The following is a 16,345-nucleotide window of genomic DNA, read 5'->3' as shown; positions in this document are numbered from 1 at the left end:
TCACCCCTCCACCGGGACGGCGCGCGCGAAGCCGCCGTCCACCATCAGGTTCGCCACCGTCTCCAACTCCGGCGGGTTGCCCGCGAGACGCTGGAGAAAGGCGTCGAAGTCCACGCCGCACGGCAACAGCAGCCGGTCCACCCGCTCCTGGACGCTCCAGCCGTCCTGATCCCGCGCGTCGTCGTACGCGCAGAACCAGACCGAACCGATGCCCTGGCCCCGGACCTTCACCGCGAGGATGCCGCCCTGGACGAAGCCGACCCCCAGGTAGTCCTTGGTCAGATGGTCCCGCAAACACTTGTTCACATAGACCAGGTCGTTCACGGCCGCCTCGTCGCGCACCGTGAAGAACGGCTGGTCGACCAGCAGCCCCAGCTCCGCGTCGAGCGCCGCCCCCACCGGGGCCGAACCGCCCGCCGCCTTCAGGAACGTGCGGTACGCACCCGGCAGCCGGTAGCCGAGGTCCTCCTCGACGCCCTGGACCTGCTGCTCGCTCACCGCCACGGCCCCCTTCGGGAGCCGGAAGTGGGCGGGCCGGGTCTCCTGGAGCGGACGCGTACCCCGCTTGTTCTGGTCCACCGCGGTCGTCGCCAGGCCACCGTGGTGCCGCAGCAGGGCCTTCACCTCGACCGGGACCAGCTCCATCCGCCGGCCGCCCGGCACGTGGTGCCAGGTCCAGCCGTGCGGGGTGGCGACCGCCGGAATCGTGTCCCACAGCTCGTGCCCGCTGGCCGCCAGCGCCGCGTTGGCCGACACGTAGTCCGTGAGCCGCAGTTCGTCGACACCGAAGCCCTGCGGGGGCTCCGCGATCTCGGCGGCGGCGCGCGCGTACGGCGCGAACTCCGGACACCCGTTCCCGTCCATGCGCACACCTCTGGGGTGGCGGGACGCCCGGACCGGGTCCGGGAAGTGCACGAGCTGCCCGGCGTAGGCCCCGTTCGGTGGCGCGGCTTGCTGCCCGAGCCGACCTGTCGTCATGGCGGTTGCCCCCTGCTGCGTCTGGCTGATGAGGACCGACCTGCCCATGGGGGCGGTCCAGGCACAGCCTATGCGGTGCCGCAAGGACGGGTCCCGCCCCACCGGCCCCCGAACATTTCCGTCACGAACCGTCACAACGCTGTGCCGGATGAGCGACGGCCGGGCCACCATCGGGCGACACGCGCACACCTTTTCCCGACCCAGCTTTCACACGACCCGACACATTTGGCAGGCTGTCACCCGCATACACGGGGGCGTGCACATTCGGCAGCGGCCGCTGCGGGCACGGGAGGGACAACGCACCATGCACACCGCACACTCTGCACACACCGTCACATCCGGGGACCCACGACTCAGCTGGAGCAGCACAGAGACCAGCCACGCACCCCGCCTCACCCAACGCCGCGACGGCATCCTGCCGGCCGTGGCCGCGGCGCTGTCCGTCCGCGGCGACACACTCACGTGCACCGCGGGCAAGGGCGACCAGCCACCCGTACTGCACCACCTCGTCCAGGACTTCCTGGACACCCTCACCAGCGGCCAGCGGGAACGCTTCACCGGCCGCTGCCCCGAAGCGATACTGCTCTCCCGGCACCTCACCGCCGCAGAGGCCGGCCGCTCCAAGCGCGCCCAGCGCAAACCCCTCACCAACGGCGAGGCCCGCCGCGCGCTCAAGCACGCCCGGCTCACCGCACGCCGCATCCGCGAGGACGGCGACCCCCTGCACGGCAGCTACGCACCGCCCTGCCGCTCCTGCTCGGTGATGCTCGCCCACTTCGGCGTACGACCCGTCGACCTCACCACCGCCGGAGCGGCGACCACCGCAGAGAAGGGCTGACCGCGCCCCCATGGCCGACCGACACGACCTCCCCGAACAGGCGAACCCGGCGAACCACGACCGCCAGGCCTCCACCCGCTTCCCCGTCGCCGTCGACGCAGCCCTGCGCGCGGCCGGCTGGCAGCCCGGCCGCTGGGACATCCGGCAGGCGGAGGAGTGGGCCGACGCGCTGCGCTCGCACGCCTCGCCGGCCGGGCACCAGCACGCCGTCTTCCCCTCGGCCGTGGAGGCCTGGGCCGAATTCGGCGGCCTCCACCTCACGCCCACCGCGCCCGGCCGCCAGATCGCACCCGCGACCGTGCGGATCGACCCGCTGCGCGGGCTGCACCTGGCCCGGACCCTGGGGGACCTGGGCCGCGCCCTGGAGACCGAGGTCGCCCCGCTGGGCGAGGAGGGGGACGGGCAGGCGGTGCTCGCGATCGACACCGAGGGACGGATCTACAGCATCGACCACACCGGCGACTGGTACCTGGGCCCCGACATCGACCAGGCCCTGTCCACCCTGGTCACCGGCGCCCAGCCGGAACGCCTCACCTCGGCCTGAGCGCTTCCGGCCCGTCGCGGGAGTCAGCGCGCCGGGCCGGAGGCGTCCGGCAGCACCGCGGAGACCCGGAAGCCGCCCGCGTCCGTCGGCCCGGAGACGAAGACCCCGCCCAGGCCGAGCACCCGCTCCCGCATGCCCACGAGCCCGTTGCCGCCGCTGGGCAGCCCGGCGTCCGCCGTGGCCGAGTCGGAGGGGCCGTTCTCCACCTGCATGGCGACCTCCGCGCCCCGGTGCGCCAGCCGCACCCAGGTCTTCGCGCCGGCCGCGTGCTTGTGCACGTTCGTCAGGGCCTCCTGCACGACCCGGTACGCGGTCTGCTCGACCTCCGGCGGGTACGGCCGCGTCTCGCCCTCGACCGAGAGCTCCACCGTCATGCCCGCCGCCCGCGACTCCCCGACCAGCGTCTCCACCTCGTCCAGCCGGGGCCCGTCCTCCGCCAGGACCGGGGCCGCCCGGCCGACGGAGGCGAGCGGCACCTTCGTCACCCGCGTCACCATCGGCTCCCCGGTACGCAGCACCCCGAGCATCTCGCGCAGTTCGGTCAGCGCCTGGCGCCCCATGTCACCGACGAGCGCCGCGTTGCGCACGGCCTTCGCCGGGTCCTTGGGCGCGACGGCCTGGAGCGCCGCGGCGTGCACGACCATCAGGCTCACCCGGTGGGCGACCACGTCGTGCATCTCGCGGGCGATCCTGGTCCGCTCCTCGGTACGGGCCCACTCGGCCCGCTCCTCCGCCCGGTCCGCGAGCAGCGACAGCTCCCGCTCCAGTGAGTCCGCCCGCTCCCGCAGGCTCTCCATCAGCCGGCGCCTGGCCCCTATGTAGAGGCCGAACAGCACGGGCGGCGCGGTGAGCCCCACCGCCATGAAGAGCGACAGCATCGGGACGTACCAGTCGCCCGGCCCGAAGTCGGCACTGGCCGACACCCCCTGCCGCAGCCGTACGTACGTGACGATGAACGTGCCGACCAGCGACATGCTCATCAGCACCACGGTGATCCGCCGGGGCACGTCGGACGCGGCCAGCGTGTACAGGCCGACGAGGCCCATCAGGAAGCCCATCTCGGCCGGCGTCGTGGCGACGGACACCAGCACCACGGCGATCGGCCACCGCCGGCGAACCAGCAGTACGGCCCCCGCCAGGAACCCGAAAACCACCCCCAGAGGCACCGGCAGCCCGGTGTCCCCCGCGAATTCCACCCCTTCCAGCGCACACTCCAGCGCCGAGAACAGCGCCAGTCCCACATCCAGTGCGACACTCCGTCGCCGTTCCCACCACCAGTAGCCGCGGGTGGTCGGTCCCGCCGCTTCCCGGTCTGCCCCCGTTGCGGTCATGGCATCCAGCGTACGGGCGGGCGCACCTCATTTTCGGGTGACCCGGACAGCACGTCGCACGTTCGAACGGAGACGAAATCCGCGTGCCCGAAAGCGCCGGACTTTGGCGTCGCGTCGAAGGGGCTCGGTACGGCATAGTGTTGGGTGCCGATCCGGCCGACCCGGACCCATGTCCGGTTCAGTCGGCATTGATCCCCCATGGTGTAATTGGCAGCACAGTAGCTTTTGGTGCTATTTGTCCGGGTTCAAGTCCTGGTGGGGGAGCCCAGTCACCGGGCCCCGACCCAAGCGGTCGGGGCCCGCACTCATGCCCGGTCGAACACCCCCCGGTATCCTGCGGATGTCCACCACCCGAAGCCGAAGGGCCAATCCGTGAGCTCCGAACGCCCGGCAGCCGTCGTCGTACTCGCAGCGGGTGAGGGCACCCGCATGAAGTCGAAGACCCCCAAGGTTCTGCACGAGATCTCCGGGCGCTCGCTCGTCGGACATGTCGTCGCGGCCTCCCGCGAGCTGGCGCCCCAGCACCTCGTCGTGGTCGTCGGCCACGCGAGCGAGCAGGTCACCGCTCACCTCACCGCCGCGGACGCCCAGGTGCGCACCGCCTACCAGGCCGAGCAGAAGGGCACCGGGAACGCGGTGCGCGTCGGGCTCGACGAGCTGGGCGGGACCGTCGAGGGCACCGTCATCGTGGTCTGCGGCGACACCCCGCTGCTGTCCGGTGAGACGCTCGCCGCGCTCGCCGCCACCCACACCGCCGACGCCAACGCGGTCACCGTGCTCAGCGCCGAGGTCCCGGACGCCACCGGGTACGGGCGGATCGTCCGGTCCGCGGCGACCGGCGCGGTCACCGAGATCGTCGAGCACAAGGACGCCACGGAGGCGCAGCGCGCCATCCGGGAGATCAACTCCGGGGTGTTCGCGTTCGACGGGCAGCTGCTCACGGACGCGCTCGGCAAGGTGCGCACCGACAACAGCCAGGGCGAGGAGTACCTCACCGATGTGCTGTCGATCCTGCGCGAGGCGGGGCACCGGGTCGGTGCCTCCGTGGCCGCCGACCACCGGGAGATCCTCGGCATCAACAACCGGGTGCAGCTGGCGGAGGCCCGCCGGCTGCTGAACCAGCGGTTGCTGGAGCGGGCGATGACGGCCGGGGTGACCGTGGTGGACCCGGCGTCGACGCTGATCGACGTGACCGTGACGTACGAGCGGGACGCGATCGTGCACCCGGGTACGCAGCTGCTGGGGGCGACGCATCTCGGGGAGGACGCCGAGGTGGGGCCGAACTCGCGGCTGACGGACACCGTCGTGCACGCGGGCGCCCGGGTGGACAACACCGTGGCGGACGGGGCACAGGTGGGCGCGGGCGCCCTGGTCGGCCCGTACGCGTACCTGCGGCCGGGGACGAGGCTGGGCGCGAAGGCGAAGGCCGGTACGTACGTGGAGATGAAGAACGCCACGATCGGCGAGGGGACGAAGGTCCCGCACCTGTCGTACGTCGGTGACGCGACGATCGGCGACCACACCAACATCGGTGCCGCGAGCGTGTTCGTGAACTACGACGGTGTGGCCAAGCACCACACGACGATCGGCTCTCACTGCCGTACCGGATCGGACAATATGTTTGTGGCGCCTGTCACGGTCGGGGACGGTGTCTACACCGCGGCCGGGTCTGTCATCACGAAGGACGTGCCGTCCGGTTCGCTGGCCGTGGCCCGTGGCCAGCAAAGGAATATCGAGGGTTGGGTGGCCCGGAAGCGTCCGGGCAGCGCGGCCGCGCAGGCGGCTCAGGCCGCGTCGGAGGAGGCCGGCGGCGAAAGCTGACCGGAATCAGGTGCGTCGCGCACGGCGTACCGTGATAGATGCTCACCCCATTTCGGCTGGCTCGTTGCACATCGGGACATCTGCGTGCAGCGCCAGGAACACGTCTGAGGAGACTGTGCTGTGACCGGGATCAAGACGACCGGCGAGAAGAAACTGATGTTCTTCTCCGGCCGCGCCCACCCCGAGCTGGCCGAGGAGGTCGCGCACCAGTTGGGTGTGGGCCTCGTGCCGACGAAGGCCTTCGATTTCGCCAACGGTGAGATCTACGTCCGCTTCCAGGAGTCCGCCCGCGGCGCCGACTGCTTCCTGATCCAGAGCCACACGGCTCCGATCAACAAGTGGATCATGGAGCAGCTGATCATGCTGGACGCGCTGAAGCGCGCGTCGGCCCGCTCCATCACGGTGATCGTGCCGTTCTACGGCTACGCCCGCCAGGACAAGAAGCACCGCGGCCGTGAGCCGATCTCGGCCCGTCTGATCGCGGACCTGATGAAGACGGCGGGTGCGGACCGCATCCTCACCGTCGACCTGCACACCGACCAGATCCAGGGCTTCTTCGACGGTCCGGTCGACCACCTCTTCGCGCTGCCGATCCTGGCCGACTACGTCGGTGCGAAGGTCGACCGCTCGAAGCTGACGATCGTCTCGCCGGACGCGGGCCGGGTCCGGGTCGCGGACCGCTGGTGCGACCGGCTGGACGCCCCGCTGGCGATCGTGCACAAGCGCCGCGACAAGGACGTGCCGAACCAGGTCAGCGTCCACGAGGTCGTGGGCAACGTCGAGGGCCGGGTCTGTGTCCTGGTCGACGACATGATCGACACGGGCGGCACGATCTGCGCCGCCGCGGACGCGCTGTTCGCGCACGGTGCGGAGGACGTCATAGTGACGGCGACCCACGGTGTGCTCTCCGGTCCTGCGGCGGACCGGCTGAAGAACTCCAAGGTGAGCGAGTTCGTGTTCACCGACACCCTGCCGACGCCGGGTGAGCTGGAGCTCGACAAGATCACGGTGCTCTCGATCGCGCCGACGATCGCCCGCGCGGTGCGCGAAGTCTTCGAGGACGGTTCGGTGACGAGCCTCTTCGAGGAGCAGTAGGCGGTTCCCTGCGGGGAATTGCCGCAGGGAAAAGCGTCACAGAAGATCCACTTTGGGGTGCGGCCTCCCCGCCGGGTAGACTCAGCGAGTTGCTCGGCGAGGGAGGCCGTACTCATAGGTACGGCGGTCCGTTATCGACGCGCTCTTCGTAGCAGGCCTGTCGTGGGCCGGGTGACCTTCCGCAGTTTTGTCACCTTACGAGGAGTGCAGTCATGGCCGAGATCAAGCTCAACGCCGAGGTCCGTTCCGAGTTCGGCAAGGGCGCCGCCCGCCGCACCCGTCGCGCCAACCTCGTCCCCGCCGTCATCTACGGCCACGGCGCCGACGCCGTCCACATCACGCTGCCGGCCCACGAGCTGCAGCTCGCGCTCCGTACCGCCAACGTGCTGATCGGTCTTGAGATCGACGGCAAGGACGCGCTGGTCATCCCGAAGGCCGTGCAGCGCAACGCCCTCAAGGGCAACATCGAGCACGTCGACCTGCTGACCGTGAAGCGCGGCGAGAAGGTCGAGGTCGAGGTCGCGGTGCACGTCGAGGGCGAGCTGGCCCCGGGCAGCAACCTGCTGGAGTACGTGCAGAACACCCTGCTCGTCGAGGCCGAGGCCACCCACATCCCCGAGTCCGTCACGGTCTCCATCGCGGGCCTGGACGCCGGTGCCTCCATCCTCGCCAAGGACATCCCGCTGCCCAAGGGCTCCGTGCTGGCCGGCGACGAGGACGCTGTCGTGCTCCAGGTCGTCTCCGCCCAGGCCGAGGAGCCGTCCGCGGACGCCGCCGAGGCCGAGGGCGCCGAGGCCTGAGCCTCGTCCCACCTGCTTGACTGAGGGGCGGCGGATCTCCGTGAGGAGGACCGCCGCCCCGTCTTTCTGTCCGCCACCCGCCGTACCCGAGGAGACCCAGCGCGATGTCCGACGCCACCGACCCCTGGCTGATCGTGGGCCTGGGCAATCCCGGTCCCGAGTACGCGGCGAACCGGCACAACGTGGGCTTCATGGTGGCCGATCTGCTCGCGGAGCGGATCGGCGGGAAGTTCAAGCGGGCGTCGAAGGCCCAGGCGCAGGTGCTGGAGGGCCGGATGGGTCCGCCGGGGCCGTCGAGCCGCCGGGTGGTGCTGGCGAAGCCGATGTCGTACATGAACCTGTCCGGTGGTCCGGTGACGGCGCTGCGCGACTTCTACAAGGTGCCGCTCGACCATGTGGTGGCCATCCATGACGAACTGGACATCGATTACGGGTCGCTGCGGCTGAAGCTGGGCGGCGGCGACAACGGTCACAACGGGCTGAAGTCGATGACGAAGTCGATGGGGCCCGACTATCACCGGATCCGGTTCGGGATCGGGCGTCCGCCCGGCCGGATGCAGGTTGCCGATTTCGTCCTGAAGGACTTCTCGTCCACGGAGCGCAAGGAGCTGGGTTTCCTGGTGGACCGGGCGGCGGATTCGGTGGAGTGCCTGCTGGCGGAGGGTCTGGAGCGCGCGCAGAGCGCGTACAACTCCTGAGCCCCGGCCGCGAACGACCTGCGGCGAATTCCGACATACCTGCCGGTAACCGGGCTGTTTTCAGCCACGGCTTGACCGGGCGTGGGGCGCTGGCCAAGGATCGGCCCCCATGAAGCGCAGCTCCTCCCAACGTGCCCTGCACCACGGCCGCACCGCGGCTCTCGGCTGCGTCGTCCTGCTGTTGCTGGTGGCGGGGGTGCTGGCGTCGTGGGACTCGGCGCAGCACATCGTGCTGGCCAAGGGGCGTGAGCACGGCACGATGACGGTCACCGGGTGCGGCAGCGAGGTGTGTACCGGGCCGTACGTGCCCACGGACGGGGGTTCCGGGCGGTCCCGGGTGTCGGTGGACAAGTCCGTGGCGGCGAAGAAGGGGGACCGTTTCCCGGTCGTCGTGAAGCCGGGCACGTTCGAGGTGGTGCGGACGGGGACGCCGGGTTTCCTGCACGCGTGGGTGCCGCTGGGCGGTGCGCTGGTGCTCGCGGCGCTGGTGATCGGTGGTGGGATGCGGCTGCCCCGGATCGCGTGGGGTGCCGGGATCGCGGGTGCGGTCCTGCTGGTGGCGACGTTCTTCGCCCTGTGACGGGACCGCACCCGCGACGGCTCTGATCAGCCGGTGTTACGGAGTCCTGCGGCCACGCCGTTGACGGTGAGCAGCAGCGCGCGGGCGAGCAGCGGGTCGGGCTCCTCGCCGCGTTCGGCGGCCTGGCGCTGGCGGGCCAGCAGGGATACCTGGAGGTAGGAGATCGGGTCCAGGTAGGCGTCCCGGATGGCGAAGGTCTGCTGGAGCACCGGGCTGGTGCCGAGCAGTTCGGTGTTGCCGGTGATCTTGAGGACTTCGCTGACGGTCAGCGCGTGCTCGGCCTCGATGGTGTCGAAGACGTGCTTGAGCTCGTCGGGGACGAGGGTGTCGACGTAGTGGCGGGCGATGCGCAGGTCGGTCTTGGCGAGGGTCATCTCGACGTTGGAGAGGAAGTTCTGGAAGAAGTGCCAGTGTTCGTGCATCTCTTCGAGAACGGTGTCGAGACCGGCTTCGCGCAGGGCCTTGAGGCCTGAGCCGACGCCGAACCAGCCGGGGACGATCTGCCGGGACTGGGTCCAGCCGAAGACCCACGGGATGGCGCGCAGTCCGTCGAGCGAGACGCCCGAGCCGGGGCGGCGTGAGGGCCGCGAGCCCAGGTGCAGGTCGGCGAGCTGGTCCACCGGGGTGGAGGCGAGGAAGTACGTCGGCAGGTCGGGGTCCTCGACCAGCTTGCGGTAGGCGGCGTGGGCGGCGTCGGAGACGGTGTCCATGGCCGCGTCCCAGCGGGCCAGCGCCTCGTCCGACTGACGGGGCGCGGTGTGCAGCGCGGAGGCCTGGAGGGTGGCCGCGACGGTCAGTTCCAGGTTCTCGCGGGCGAGCGCCGGGATGAGGTACTTGTCGGAGATGACCTCGCCCTGCTCGGTCACCTTGATCTCGCCCTCCAGGGTGCCCCAGGGCTGCGCGAGGATCGCGTCGTGCGAGGGGCCGCCGCCGCGGCCGACGGTGCCGCCGCGGCCGTGGAAGAGGCGCAGGCGTACGCCGTAGCGGTGGGCGACGTCGCGGAGCCGGCGCTGGGCGCGGTGGATCTCCCACTGGGAGGTGGTGATGCCGCCGAACTTGGAGGAGTCGGAGTAGCCGAGCATGACCTCTTGGACGTCGCCGCGGAGCGAGACGAGGCGGCGGTAGGAGGGGTCGGCGAGCATCTCGTCGAGGATGACGTCGGCGGCCTTGAGCTCGTCGGTGGTCTCCAGGAGCGGGACGATGCCGATCTTGGCCCAGCCGGCGTGCAGGTCGAGGAGACCGGCCTCGCGGGCGAGGACGGCGGCGGCGAAGACGTCGTCGGCGCCCTGGCACATCGAGATGATGTAGGACTCGATGACCTCGGGGCCGAAGCGCTCGAAGGCCTGGCTGATGGTGTGGAAGACGCCGAGGGTCTTCTCGCCGGCGGCGTCGAGCGGGGCCGGGGTCGGGGCGAGCGGGCGGCGGGAGCGGAGCTCCTTGGCGAGGAGCTTCTGCCGGTAGTCGCGCGGCATGTCGGCGTAGCGCCAGGACTCCTCACCGAGGCGGTCGAAGAGCTGTCCGAGCGCGTGGTGGTGGGCGTCGGCGTGTTCGCGTACGTCCATGGTGGCGAGCTGGAGACCGAACGCGGCGAGGGTGCGGATGGTGCGGTCCATCCGGCCGTCGGCGACGATGGCGCCCTTGTGCTCGCGCAGCGAGGTCTGGATGAGGGCGAGGTCCGCGATGAGTTCGGCGGTGCCGAGGTAGTCGCAGCCGGGGCGGTGCGGGGTGCCGGAGGCGAGGCGCTCGCGGGTGTTGACGAGCTTCTGCCGGATGCAGGTGGCCTTGAGCCGGTAGGGCTCCTCCGCGTTCAGCCGCTTGTAGCGGGGGCTGATCTCGGGGAGTGCGTCCAGGTCGGCCCGGAGGGAGGCGTGCAGCTCGTCCGTGGCTCCGGTGTAGCGGATGGAGTTGGAGAGGAGTCCGCGCAGCTGGTCGACGAGTTCGAGGGCGTCGGTGATGCCGTGCTCGTGCTGGAGGATCAGCACCTCCCAGGTGACGGCGGGCGTCACGTTGGGGTTGCCGTCGCGGTCGCCGCCGATCCAGGTGCCGAAGGTGAGCGGGCGGGTGCCGGCGGGCAGTTCGACGCCGACGCGCTCCAGCTCCGCGGCCAGGTCCTCCAGGACGTCGCCCACGGCGTTGGCGTGGAGTTCGTCGAGGTAGTAGATGGCGTTGCGGGCCTCGTCGGCGGGCTCCGGGCGGACGACGCGCAGCTCGTCGGTCTGCCAGATGAGGTCGATGTTCTCGGCGAGCCGGATGTCCTGGCGGCGCCGGTCGGCCTCGATGACGGGGGTTTCCAGGAGTGCGGCGATGCGGCGGAGCTTGTTGAGTACGGAGCGCCGCGCGGCCTCTGTGGGGTGCGCGGTGAAGACGGGCCGTACGTTCAGGTTCTTGACGGTCTCGCGCAGGTGCTCGGGGTCCGCGTCCTTGAGCCGGTCGGCGGTGCGGGCGAGGAGACCGCCCTCCGCGGCGCGCCGGTCGCGCATCTCGTGGGCACGGTGGACCTGCTCGGTCACGTTGGCGAGGTGGAAGTAGGTGGAGAAGGCGCGCACGAGCTGTGCGGCGGTCTCCAGGTCCGTGTCGCCGAGGAGTTCGGCCGCGGCCTCGCCGTCGGTGCGGGTCAGGGCGCGGACCCGTTCGACGAGGTCGAGGAGGTCCTGGCCCTCCTGGCGTACCAGGGTCTCGCCCAGGAGGTCGCCGAGGCGGCGGATGTCGGCGCGCAGCTCGGGGCTGGCGGCAGGGGTCTGGTCGGCACTGCTCACAGTGTGCGGCTCCTTGCAGTGGTTGAGCACGGGATCCGGGGCCCGCGGCTGGCAGCGGGTGCCACGCCACCCCCGGGAAAGCAGAGTGCGGACCGCGCTGTCCGACCTCTCCAGGATAGGTGTCCGTGCTTTGGGTGCTGTTCGCGCCCCGACAGGTGTCCGCACTTCAAGACGGGTGGCCGCGGGGTACGCGTTCTGTCCCCTACCCCGTATGACACCACTCTGCGCGGGTCGGCCGCTCCCTCTTGTGGCGGGGCTCCGCGCTGCCATACTTACGACGCCGTAGGTTACGGATGCGTAGCCCACGCATTCCGTCGCGTTCTCACCCACAGGGGACTCCCCATGAAGACCAGCCCCGATGTGATCGAGGCCGCTCCGGCGGCCGACGTTCCTCCCTCCGCCACGCTCGGCGGGGACAACAAGCGGTCGATCGAGCAGTTCGCGCTTCTGATGTTCATCGTCGTGCCGTTCCTGGCCCTGGTCGCGGCGGTGCCGCTGGCCTGGGGCCGTGGTGTCAGCTGGCTCGATCTGGGTCTGCTGGTGGCGATGTACTTCATCGGCTGCCACGGCATCACGATCGGTTTCCACCGTTATTTCACCCATGGCTCGTTCAAGGCGAAACGTCCGCTCCGCCTCGCCCTGGCCGTGGCCGGTTCGCTCGCGGTGGAGGGTCCCCTGGTGCGCTGGGTGGCCGATCACCGCAAGCATCACCGCTTCTCGGACGCCGAGGGCGATCCGCATTCCCCGTGGCGTTTCGGTGAGACGCTGCCGGCCCTGATGAAGGGGCTGTGGTGGGCGCACATCGCATGGATGTTCGACGAGGAGCAGACGCCGCAGCAGAAGTACGCCCCCGATCTGATCAGGGACCCCGCGATCCGCGGGATCTCGCGCCACTTCCTGTCCTTCACGATCGCCTCGCTGGCGATCCCGCCGCTGGTCGGCGGCCTGGTCACGATGTCGTGGTGGGGGGCGGCGACGGCGTTCTTCTGGGGCTCCCTGGTCCGGGTCGCGCTGCTGCACCATGTGACGTGGTCGATCAACTCGATCTGCCACGCGGTCGGCAAGCGCCCGTTCAAGTCCCGTGACAAGTCCGGCAATGTCTGGTGGCTGGCGGTCCTCTCGTGCGGCGAGTCCTGGCACAACCTGCACCACGCGGACCCGACGAGCGCACGGCACGGCGTGATGCGCGGTCAGATCGATTCGAGTGCCCGGCTGATCCGCTGGTTCGAGAAACTGGGCTGGGCGACGGATGTGCGCTGGCCCGACTCCGCCCGTATCGAGTCCCGGCGCCACCCGGCGGAGGCCGACGCGGCATGATTGACGACGTGGCGACCGACGGAAGCACCGGCAGTGAGAAATCCCGCGCACCCTCCACCCGGCGGGCCCGCCGGGTGCGGATGACGGGCAAGGAACGCCGCGAGCAACTGCTGGACATCGGTCGCACGCTCTTCGCCGACAAGGGTTTCGAGGGCACTTCGGTGGAGGAGATCGCGGCGCGAGCCGGGGTCTCCAAGCCGGTGGTCTACGAGCACTTCGGCGGCAAGGAGGGGCTGTACGCGGTGGTGGTGGACCGGGAGATGCGCCAGCTCCTGGAGATGGTGAACACCGCGCTCACCGCCGGTCACCCGCGTGAGCTGCTGGAGCAGGCGGCGTTCGCGCTGCTGGACTACATCGAGACCTACACGGACGGGTTCCGGATTCTGGTCCGGGATTCGCCGGTCGCCCAGTCGACCGGTACCTTCGCCTCGCTCATCAGCGATATCGCCACGCAGGTGGAGGACATCTTGGGGCTGGAGTTCAAGGCCCGGGGCTTCGATCCGAAGCTGGCTCCGCTGTACGCGCAGGCGCTGGTCGGCATGGTGGCGCTGACCGGTCAGTGGTGGGTGAACGCCCGTAAGCCGAAGAAGGCCGAGGTGGCGGCGCATCTGGTGAATCTGGCGTGGCACGGGCTGGAGAACCTGGAGCCGAAGCCTCGCCTGATAGGCCACCGCAAGAGCTGACACGGGAGACGCCCGGCCGGCCGCGGCGCGGCTGTGGTGCGGCCGCGGCGCGGCTGCGGCGCTTTCCGGCCGAGACCTTGATCCCTTGCTGAACCGCTCCTGCCCCGGGGGCCACGGTTGTAGAGTCTGTGGCTATCCCGGGAACACTTCACCCTGCGCGTGACGCGCCTGTGAAGACGTTTCTCCCGGTTCCACCACGTACCCCTGGGGGGGCTTTGTCTTCTGTGGAACCCGGCCGTGCCGTGCCCGCGCGCTCGAAGCGCGCGCGGCGGATCGCGACCTGCACCGCAATCGTTCTCTCGGCCGGCATGCCGCTGGCCGCTCCGGCCTCGGCCGACGGACCGGCGCCCGCGCCGCGCGGCGCCACCGTGCCGCGCGTGCCCGCCGCCGACGCACCGCCCTCGCTGACGCTGCCGAAGCACCCGGCGAAGAAGTCACCGGCCGCCGCCGCACGGGGGGCCAAGGCCGCGGCGGCGCCCGCCAAGCCGCTGTTCGACGTGGACGGCGACGGCTACACCGACACCCTGTACCGGGGGATCGACGGGCACTACTACGTCGTTCCGACGAACGGGACGAGCTCCTACGAGTTCGCCCTGAACGCCGAGGACCCGGACGAGAGGTTCAAGGACGTCATCACGCCGGGCGACCTGAACGGCGACGGCAGGCCAGAGCTGCTCACCCTCTCCGCGACCGGCAAACTCTCGCTCCGCCAGGTCCGGAGCGCCGACAGCGCCGGTCGCGCCGACTGGTCCGGCACCGGCTGGCAGAAGTACAACAAGCTCGTCGCCGTGGGCGACCTGACCGGCGACGGCCGGGGCGACCTGCTCGCCCGCACACCGGCCGGCGACATCTACCTGTTCGCGGGGACCGGCACCGTCACCGGCGCCCCCTTCAAGGCGGGCGTCAAGGTCGGCTACGGGTGGGCCTCCTACGACCAGATCGTCGGCGCGAACGACGTCGACGGAGACGGGACCGGCGACCTCTACGCCCGCACCCCGACCGGTGACCTGTACTACTACGCGGGTACGGGGAAGGCCTCCGCCCCGTACAAGGCACGCGTCAAGGTCAACTACGGCTTCGACACGTACAACCAGATCGTCGCCACCGACGACGTCACGGGTGACGGCCTCGGTGACCTGATGGCCCGTACGCCGGGCGGCACGCTGTACGCGTACGACGCCACCGGCAAGGGCACCTTCCTCAAGCGGAAGCAGATCGGCACCGGCTGGAACGTCTCCTCGCTCTTCGCGGGCCAGGGCGGCAACCCGGACTTCGGCAAGAACGAGCTGATGGCCCGCACCACGGGCGGCACGCTCTACTGGTACTACGCGATGAACAACGGCAAGCTCAGCGCCCGCGTCCAGGCCAGTGACAGCGGCGGCTGGGCCGGCGCCGCCATGAGCTTCCCGTCGTCGCTCGACAACGACGGGTACGCGAACCTGCTGGAGAACTACAAGGGCACCCTCTACAACGAGGGCTCGCGGGTCAGCAGCGGCTGGAGCTCGTACAACGCGCTCATCGGCCCCGGCGACCTGAGCGGCGACGGCAAGGCCGACCTGATCGCCCGCAACACCGCCGGCGATCTGCACCTCTACCGGGGCAACGGCGCGGGCACCGGCTTCGCCGCCAAGGTCAAGGTCGGCTACGGCTTCAAGTCGTACACGCTCGTCGGCGCCGGCGACCTCAGCGGCGACGGGCTGGCCGACATGGTGGCCCGCAAGTCGGACGGCACGCTGTACCTGTACAAGGGCACGGGCTCGGCCACCAAGCCGTTCAAGGCGCAGGTCAAGATCGGCACCGGCTTCAACACCTACAAGAAGCTCGCCGCGCCGGGCGACATCAACGGTGACGGCAAGGCCGACCTGATCGGTGTCGACGCCAAGGGAGACGCGTACCTCTACACGTCGACCGGCACCGGGAAGATCTCCGAGCGCGTGAAGATCGGCTACGGCTGGAACAGCTACAACAACCTGTACTGACGGAGGCGGGGCGCCCCGGTGGCGGGGCGCTCACTTCTCCCGGCGGGTGACGGCGAAGATACGGCGGAACGGGAAGACGGTGCCGTGCGGGCCCGCCGGGTACGCGGTGCGCAGCAGGTCGCGGTATTCGGTGAGGAAGGCGCTCCGGGCCTCCTCGTCATCGGCCAGGGCGGTGAGGACGGGGCGCAGGCCGGTGCCCTTCACCCAGTCGAGCACGGCGTCCTCGCCGGGCAGCAGGTGCAGGTACGTGGTCTCCCAGACGTCCGGGGTGCGGCCGGGGCCGGTCAGCCGGTCCAGGTAGCCGGCCGGGCTGAGCACCGCGTCCGCGTGGCGCAGCAGGCCGCCCAGCCGGGAGCGCCAGCGCGGGGAGGCGGCCAGTTCGCGCATCAGGACGTGGCTGGGCTGTTCGAAGTTGCCGGGCACCTGGAAGGCGAGGGTGCCGCCGGGGCCGAGTGCGTCCAGCCAGTCGGGGAAGCGGTCGGCGTGGTGCGGCACCCACTGGAGCAGGGCGTTGGAGACGATGAGGTCGTACGGCTCGTCCGGGGTCCAGGTCGCGGCGTCGGCCTCGGCGAAGTCCAGCAGGGCGGTGGCGTGGGCGCGGGCCCGTTCCAGCATCTGCGGGGAGTTGTCGTAGCCGGTGATCCGGGCGCCGGGCCAGCGTTCGGCCAGCAGGGCGGTGACGTTGCCGGCGCCGCAGCCGAGGTCGGCGATCCGGGGGACGGGGGCGCCCGGGAGCGGGGGGACGCGGGCCAGCAGATCATGGAAGGGGCGGGTGCGGTGGTCCGCGTGGCGCAGGTACTGCTGCGGATCCCAGATCGGTGCGGTCATGGGGCCAGGATCATCCCGGAAGTATCTTGATGTCAAGAGATTCGATCCCAAGAGGCTCGAATTCAAGAGACTTGGATTCAAGAGACTTCATGTCGAC

At 70.5% G+C, this 16,345-nt stretch carries 14 protein-coding genes and 1 tRNA gene; 11 read left to right on the top strand and 4 right to left on the bottom strand.

All coding sequences use genetic code 11. The features are described from left to right. Positions 1 to 978, bottom strand: a complete 978-nt coding sequence (locus ACFVQ0_RS19465) for an SMI1/KNR4 family protein (protein ID WP_390089554.1) — start codon at positions 976 to 978, stop codon at positions 1 to 3. A 304-nt stretch (positions 979 to 1,282) separates the two neighbouring features. Here ACFVQ0_RS19465 and ACFVQ0_RS19460 point away from each other — a divergent pair, with 304 nt between their 5' ends. Together ACFVQ0_RS19460 and ACFVQ0_RS19455 are read left to right on the top strand one after the other, a co-directional pair. Beyond that, complete coding sequence (locus ACFVQ0_RS19460; protein ID WP_390089552.1) at positions 1,283 to 1,816, top strand: YwqJ-related putative deaminase; 534 nt, start codon at positions 1,283 to 1,285, stop codon at positions 1,814 to 1,816. Positions 1,817 to 1,826: 10 nt separating this feature from the next. Then, positions 1,827 to 2,360 (top strand): SUKH-3 domain-containing protein, encoded by a 534-nt coding sequence (locus ACFVQ0_RS19455; RefSeq protein WP_390089551.1) that lies wholly within the window; start codon positions 1,827 to 1,829, stop codon positions 2,358 to 2,360. A 23-nt stretch (positions 2,361 to 2,383) separates the two neighbouring features. Here ACFVQ0_RS19455 and ACFVQ0_RS19450 read toward each other — a convergent pair whose 3' ends face one another. Further along, positions 2,384 to 3,691 carry a sensor histidine kinase gene (locus tag ACFVQ0_RS19450; RefSeq protein WP_390089549.1) on the bottom strand — a complete coding sequence of 436 codons (1,308 nt, stop codon included), beginning with the start codon at positions 3,689 to 3,691 and terminating at the stop codon, positions 2,384 to 2,386. Positions 3,692 to 3,883: 192 nt separating this feature from the next. Between ACFVQ0_RS19450 and ACFVQ0_RS19445 the strand changes: the two genes are divergently transcribed. The 6 genes from ACFVQ0_RS19445 to ACFVQ0_RS19420 all read left to right on the top strand — a co-directional run bounded on the left by ACFVQ0_RS19445 (position 3,884) and on the right by ACFVQ0_RS19420 (position 8,685). Then, a tRNA-Gln gene (locus tag ACFVQ0_RS19445) sits at positions 3,884 to 3,955 on the top strand. A gap of 108 nt (positions 3,956 to 4,063) precedes the next feature. Then, positions 4,064 to 5,512 carry a bifunctional UDP-N-acetylglucosamine diphosphorylase/glucosamine-1-phosphate N-acetyltransferase GlmU gene (gene glmU / locus ACFVQ0_RS19440; RefSeq protein ID WP_390089547.1) on the top strand — a complete coding sequence of 483 codons (1,449 nt, stop codon included), beginning with the start codon at positions 4,064 to 4,066 and terminating at the stop codon, positions 5,510 to 5,512. Positions 5,513 to 5,632: 120 nt separating this feature from the next. Beyond that, positions 5,633 to 6,607 (top strand): ribose-phosphate diphosphokinase, encoded by a 975-nt coding sequence (locus ACFVQ0_RS19435; protein ID WP_024490433.1) that lies wholly within the window; start codon positions 5,633 to 5,635, stop codon positions 6,605 to 6,607. A gap of 212 nt (positions 6,608 to 6,819) precedes the next feature. Next, positions 6,820 to 7,407, top strand: a complete 588-nt coding sequence (locus ACFVQ0_RS19430) for a 50S ribosomal protein L25/general stress protein Ctc (RefSeq protein WP_390089545.1) — start codon at positions 6,820 to 6,822, stop codon at positions 7,405 to 7,407. 104 nt (positions 7,408 to 7,511) lie between these two features. Further along, positions 7,512 to 8,105: an aminoacyl-tRNA hydrolase gene (gene pth / locus ACFVQ0_RS19425; RefSeq protein ID WP_390089543.1), complete on the top strand. Its 594-nt coding sequence runs from the start codon at positions 7,512 to 7,514 to the stop codon at positions 8,103 to 8,105. Between the two features lie 109 nt (positions 8,106 to 8,214). Next, positions 8,215 to 8,685 (top strand): hypothetical protein, encoded by a 471-nt coding sequence (locus ACFVQ0_RS19420; RefSeq protein ID WP_390089541.1) that lies wholly within the window; start codon positions 8,215 to 8,217, stop codon positions 8,683 to 8,685. Positions 8,686 to 8,711: 26 nt separating this feature from the next. Here the strand turns inward: ACFVQ0_RS19420 and ppc are convergent, their stop codons facing one another. Continuing rightward, positions 8,712 to 11,441 (bottom strand): phosphoenolpyruvate carboxylase, encoded by a 2,730-nt coding sequence (gene ppc, locus ACFVQ0_RS19415; protein WP_390089539.1) that lies wholly within the window; start codon positions 11,439 to 11,441, stop codon positions 8,712 to 8,714. Between the two features lie 342 nt (positions 11,442 to 11,783). Here ppc and ACFVQ0_RS19410 point away from each other — a divergent pair, with 342 nt between their 5' ends. The 3 genes from ACFVQ0_RS19410 (at position 11,784) to ACFVQ0_RS19400 (ending at position 15,420) form a co-directional block, all read left to right on the top strand. Then, on the top strand, positions 11,784 to 12,758 hold the full coding sequence (locus ACFVQ0_RS19410; protein ID WP_390089537.1) for an acyl-CoA desaturase: 975 nt from the start codon (positions 11,784 to 11,786) through the stop codon (positions 12,756 to 12,758). Next, complete coding sequence (locus ACFVQ0_RS19405; protein WP_390089535.1) at positions 12,755 to 13,441, top strand: TetR family transcriptional regulator; 687 nt, start codon at positions 12,755 to 12,757, stop codon at positions 13,439 to 13,441. Before ACFVQ0_RS19410 ends, ACFVQ0_RS19405 begins: the two co-directional genes overlap by 4 nt. Positions 13,442 to 13,749: 308 nt before the next feature. Continuing rightward, positions 13,750 to 15,420, top strand: a complete 1,671-nt coding sequence (locus ACFVQ0_RS19400; protein WP_390089533.1) for an FG-GAP repeat domain-containing protein — start codon at positions 13,750 to 13,752, stop codon at positions 15,418 to 15,420. A gap of 30 nt (positions 15,421 to 15,450) precedes the next feature. Here the strand turns inward: ACFVQ0_RS19400 and ACFVQ0_RS19395 are convergent, their stop codons facing one another. Then, positions 15,451 to 16,248, bottom strand: a complete 798-nt coding sequence (locus ACFVQ0_RS19395) for a trans-aconitate 2-methyltransferase (RefSeq protein ID WP_390089531.1) — start codon at positions 16,246 to 16,248, stop codon at positions 15,451 to 15,453. Between the last annotated feature and the right edge of the window lie 97 nt (positions 16,249 to 16,345).

This window comes from Streptomyces sp. NPDC057900, assembly GCF_042887885.1.
GTDB lineage: Bacteria > Actinomycetota > Actinomycetes > Streptomycetales > Streptomycetaceae > Streptomyces.
This window is presented reverse-complemented; position numbering and strand designations above follow the sequence as displayed.